Raw genomic sequence first — 4,539 nt, 5'->3', positions numbered from 1 at the left:
GTGCTGCTGGACCGGACGCCGCTGGGGGTGGCGGGGGTTCGGTGTCGCCTCAGTGGTCGTCGGGGCCCGAGGGCCCGCCTGCGGGCTCGTCCGCCCCGTCGCAGGGGCAGCCGTCCGGTAGTGGAGGCGGCGCGGAGTGGTCACCGGCTGCTGGGTCGCCCGGTGGGGGCCAGGTTTCGCCGCGCGGCGCGTCGTGGAATCCACCTGCGCCGGAAGCCGCCCTCGGCGGCGCGGCCCCGACGTCGCCTCAGTGGTCGCCGGCGGCCGAGGGCCCGCGTGCGAGCACGTCTGGCCCGTCGCAGGGTGGACAGTCGTCAGGTGGTGGGAGCGGCGCGGAGTGGTCACCGGTTGCCGGGTCGCCCGAAGGCACTTCCGCAGCTGAGGGCCTGCCGCCAGGCAGCGCGCCGTGGGCTGCTGCTGCACCGGGGGGCGCTGGGGGTGGTGCGGGTGCGGTGTCGCCTCTGTGGTCGTCGGGGGACGATCGTGCGTCTGCGGGCGCGTCCGGCCCGTCCCAGGGCGGGGAGGCGTCCGGGGGTGCGGGCGGTGCGGCATCGGGGTTGCCTCAGCGGGTCTCGAAAACTGAATCGGTGTCTTCGGATTTGTCAGGGCCGTCGCAGGGTGGCGCACCGTCACCGGGTTCGGGCGGCGCGGATTGGTTGCCGGTGTCCGGTTCGTCCGGGGGTGGTTCCGTGCCTGGCGGCTCGGTGTCGCCTACGGAGGACGGTCCGGGCGGTGCGGCGCCGGAGGTGCCTCAGTGGGCTTCGTGGGCCGAGTCGGGGTCTACGGGCGCGGCCGGCCCGCCGACCGTAGTGGCGGGCGGTCGGGATTGGGCTCCAGGCTCTGACGGAGGCGGTTCCGCGCCCGGAAGCCCGGCGTCGTGGGGTGCTTCCTCGTCGGAGGACACTCCCGGTGCGGGATATGAGGATGCGGCGTCGGCTTCGGTCGCGCATGGTGGGCAGCCGTCGGCGGTGTCGCCTGCGGATGCGGGCGGCGCGGAGTGGTCGTCGGTCGCTGGGCCGCCCGAAGGTGAATCCGCGCTGGGCAATGCTTCTGGACATGTGGCGCCGACTCCGGCCGAGTGGGGCTCCGGGCCCCCGCCTGCGGGTGGGGGAGCAGGCTCGGCGTCGGCCGGGGGGAGTGAGCCGCCGTCCGGTGAGCCGGACGGTGGGTGGGTCACCGGAGCCTCGTGGGGTGCCGCGTCGTCGGCCGGGGCGGCCGCGCCCGAAGGGGCGGCGGCGTCCGCGGAGACGCCACCAGGGCAGGACGAGTGGCGACCCGAGCCCCCGGCGCGGAAGGGGCGCGGGCGGCGCATGTCGTGGCTGTGGAAGACGCGGGGTCGGACGGACGCCGCGAAGCGGCCCGCAGCACCCCAGGAGGTGCCCCAGGAGGTGCCGCGGGAGGAGCCGCGGGAGGAGCCCTCGGCGACGTCCCTCGACTGGACGCCTCGCGGTCCGCGCGTGCCCGAGGACGAACCGGCGCCGCCCGTCCAGAGTGCGGCGCCGGAACCGCCGCCGGACGCTGGGGACGAGCCCGATCGGACGGCCGGGCGCGGGCTCCCGCCGGGAAGTGCGTCGTCCACGCCGCGAGGGCTGTCGCCGGGGAAGGGATCGGCGGACGACCTGTGGAGCGTCGTCGGGACGGTCGACGAGCCGTCGGATTCGGCACCCGCACCGGACGGCCCGTCCAGCGAGACCGGGAAACCGTCCGGTGGGCACTTGGGAGAAGACCGGGAGGACTCGGCCGCGTGGGTGCGGCGCGGGGCACTCGGCACGGCCCCATCCCCGGAGCCGACGAGCGCTTCGGAACCGACGAGTGGCCGGGAGCCGGTTGACCCCCGGGAACCGATGAGTGGCCGGGACCCGGTGAGCGGCCGGGAACCGGTGGCCCCCCGAGAACCGGTGGCCCCCCGAGAACCGGTGGCCCCCCGAGAACCGATGAGCGCCCGGGAATCGGTGAGCGGCTGGGAACCGATCAGCGGCCGGGAATCGGTGAGCGCTTCGGAACCAGCGAGCGCTCCAGGAGCGGAATCGGCAAGCGATTTGGGACCGGCTCAGGAACCGTACCCAGCGAGCACTTCGAAACCGGAACCGGCGAGCGTCCGGGAAACGGCGAGCGCTCGGAAGGCGGCTCGGGAAACGGCGAGCGTCCGGGAAACGGCGAGCACTCCGGGACCGGCTTCGGGACCGAACTCGGCGCGTGCCCTGGAACCGGCGAGCGCTTCGGGGTCGGCTGGGGAACCGGCGCGTGCCTCGGAAACGGCGGGCGCTCCGGGACCGGTCCCGGGGCCGGCCCCGGGAGCGACAGGCGCGCGGGGACCGGGGAGTACACCGGCTCCAGCGCCCGAGTCGGTTCGGCTTCGCAAGCCGTCGGAGTCGGTGCGTCGGCTGGAGGTCGAGCCGGGGCGGCGTGCGGCGCTCGTGGACGCGTTCGTCGGGGAGTTCGTCGGGAGCGCGACGTGGGCCGCGACGCTCGCGGTGCTGGAGGGCGCGTTCCCGGGGTCGGGGATGGCGGTGACGCTGTCCCGGCGGGCGGACGAACTGTGGGGCGCGATGGTCGAGCTGGATCGGCGCGCGCCGGGGCTGGGGGTTCCCGCGTGGGTCGATCACGCGGGGATGGTGCTCGACCTCAGCGCGCACACCGGACGGGCGCGGCCGGACGTGCGGCAGGGGCGCGCGTCGCGCCCGTATCCGGGGGCGTTCGTCATCGACACGCTGGATCCGCTGCGCTACCACCGGCCGGTCGGGGGGCCGGTGGCGCCGGGCGAGGGGACGCTCGCGGCGCCGCGGGCCGAAGACGAGGACAGCGGCGTCGTGATCGTCGCGAGTCTCGCGGCGGCCGGGACGCGCGTCCTGGATTCGGCGGAGTTGTGGCGGTATGCGGGTCGGGTGGTGACGGAAACGCTGCACGAGCCGGGCCGCGCGGAGACGCGGGCGCGGGCGCGGCGGACGCTCCGGGCGCTGCGGCGGGCCGTGGTGGTCGACCCGGACCTGCGGCTGGCGCTGTGCCTGGGCGTGGACGAGGCGCGCGTGCCGCGGTGCCTGCTGGCGCTGACGGTGCGGGACGAGACGCCGCGGTTCGTGCGCGCGTGATCAGTCGTCGGCGCGGAGCCAGGTGAGGTCGCAGCGGCGGTCCTCGGGGAGTTCGCGGACGCGTCCCGCGAGCTCCCACGGCTCGGCCGCGTCGTCGTCGGGGAGCAGCCCGCAGAGCAGCGAACTCTGGGTGCGGACGGCGGTGAACGGGCCGAAGCGCGCGACGCCGCCGCCGCGCAGCTGCGCGAGTTCGGCGAGGAGGGCGCCGAGCGCGGACGGGTCGTCGGGGGCGTAGAGGCCGCGCGCGTAGGAGAACAACTCCTCGGCGAGCGCGTCGGGGCGCATGCCCGACAGGTGGTAGGCGGTGCCGAGCCAGCCGCCGTCGGTGCGGGGCGCGCGGACGCGGACGCGCAGCCCGTACTCGGACGCGCAGCCCTCGAAGGCGTCGGCGAGCAGCGCCTCCGCCTCGCCCTCCTCGGAGAGGAGGAGCCCGCCGACGACGCCCTCGTCGCGGTCGAGCCGGTCGAGCATCTCGCGGTGCAGTTCGAGGACGTCGCGCTCCACGGTGTCGAGGGAGCGGGCGAGGGCGCGCTGCGCGTCGCGGTCGGCGTCGAGGCCGGCGAGGTCCTCGGTGAGTTCGCCGACGGTCTTCTCGAGGACGACGACGCGGTCGTGCAGGGCGTCGAACCGGTCGAGGACGTCCGGGGACCGGTCGGGCTGCGGGATCGGGATGCCGGGCGCCGCGACCTCGGCGACGTCGGCCTGCAGGGATTCGTGGCGGCGGGTGAGTTCGGCGAGCTGGGCGCGGAGTTCGCGCAGTTCGACCTGGGCGCGGGGGAGCCGCTTGTCGGAGGCCAGGTAGAGCTCGCGTCCGGCGATCGCAAGGCAGAGCAGGACCAGGATCACGGTGGTCATGTCACTCCTCGAGAGGCGGCTGCGCTCTCGACGATAACCACCCGGAGCCGCCCCCGCCGAGGGGGCGGCCGATGTCGTCCGAATGGCCCGGCATTTTCCTCAGCCGAACAGGCCGCCCAGCAGGCCGCCGAGGACCTCGCCGACGCCGCCGGCGATCTCGCCGCCGATGGCGCCGGCGACCTCCCCGCCGATCGCGTTGGCCGCCTCGCCGAACGCGGCGTTCGCGACCTCGCCGGCGGCCTGCCCGGCGAAGTCCTGCGCCATCTGCCCGGCGTACTGGCCTGCCTGGTCGAACGCGTACTGCCCGGCCTGCGCGAACGCCTCCTGCCCGGCCTGCCCGATGGCGTTGCCGAACTGGTCGACGGCCGGGTACGCGGCGGCGTTCGCGGCGTAGCCGGCGGCGTTCACCGCGGCGTCGCCCATCGCGCCGACCGCCATGGCGCCGCCGACGCCCGCGGCGGCCGCACCGCCCGCGGCGGCCACGCCGCCCGCCGCGAGACCGGCCGCGGCGATGCCGGCGCCGCGGCCGTGCCGGTGCCCGGAGTGCCCGGGATGCCCGTGGTGGACGTGCGGGGGCGGGGGCGCCGGATGGCCG

The 4,539-nt window shown here is 76.3% G+C and carries 2 protein-coding genes and 1 pseudogene; 1 reads left to right on the top strand and 2 read right to left on the bottom strand.

The features are described from left to right. Positions 1–2,375: 2,375 nt before the first annotated feature. Complete coding sequence (locus DMH08_RS38640) at positions 2,376–3,089, top strand: hypothetical protein (RefSeq protein ID WP_125621196.1); 714 nt, start codon at positions 2,376–2,378, stop codon at positions 3,087–3,089. Here DMH08_RS38640 and DMH08_RS38635 read toward each other — a convergent pair whose 3' ends face one another. After that, positions 3,090–3,944, bottom strand: coding sequence for a hypothetical protein (locus DMH08_RS38635; RefSeq protein ID WP_125621194.1), 855 nt, complete (start codon positions 3,942–3,944; stop codon positions 3,090–3,092). 99 nt (positions 3,945–4,043) lie between these two features. Continuing rightward, positions 4,044–4,539, bottom strand: a pseudogene (locus DMH08_RS40660) (hypothetical protein); the annotation flags it as partial.

The sequence above is a fragment of the Actinomadura sp. WAC 06369 genome (assembly GCF_003947565.1).
GTDB classification, from domain to species: domain Bacteria; phylum Actinomycetota; class Actinomycetes; order Streptosporangiales; family Streptosporangiaceae; genus Spirillospora; species Spirillospora rifamycini.
Note: the sequence above shows the minus strand (reverse complement) of the source record. Positions and strands in the feature narration are given on the sequence as shown.

Coding starts and splice junctions, on each gene's coding strand:
- DMH08_RS38635 (WP_125621194.1), bottom strand. CDS start 3,944: ATGACCACCGTGATCCTGGTCCTGCTCTGCCTTGCGATCGCCGGACGC.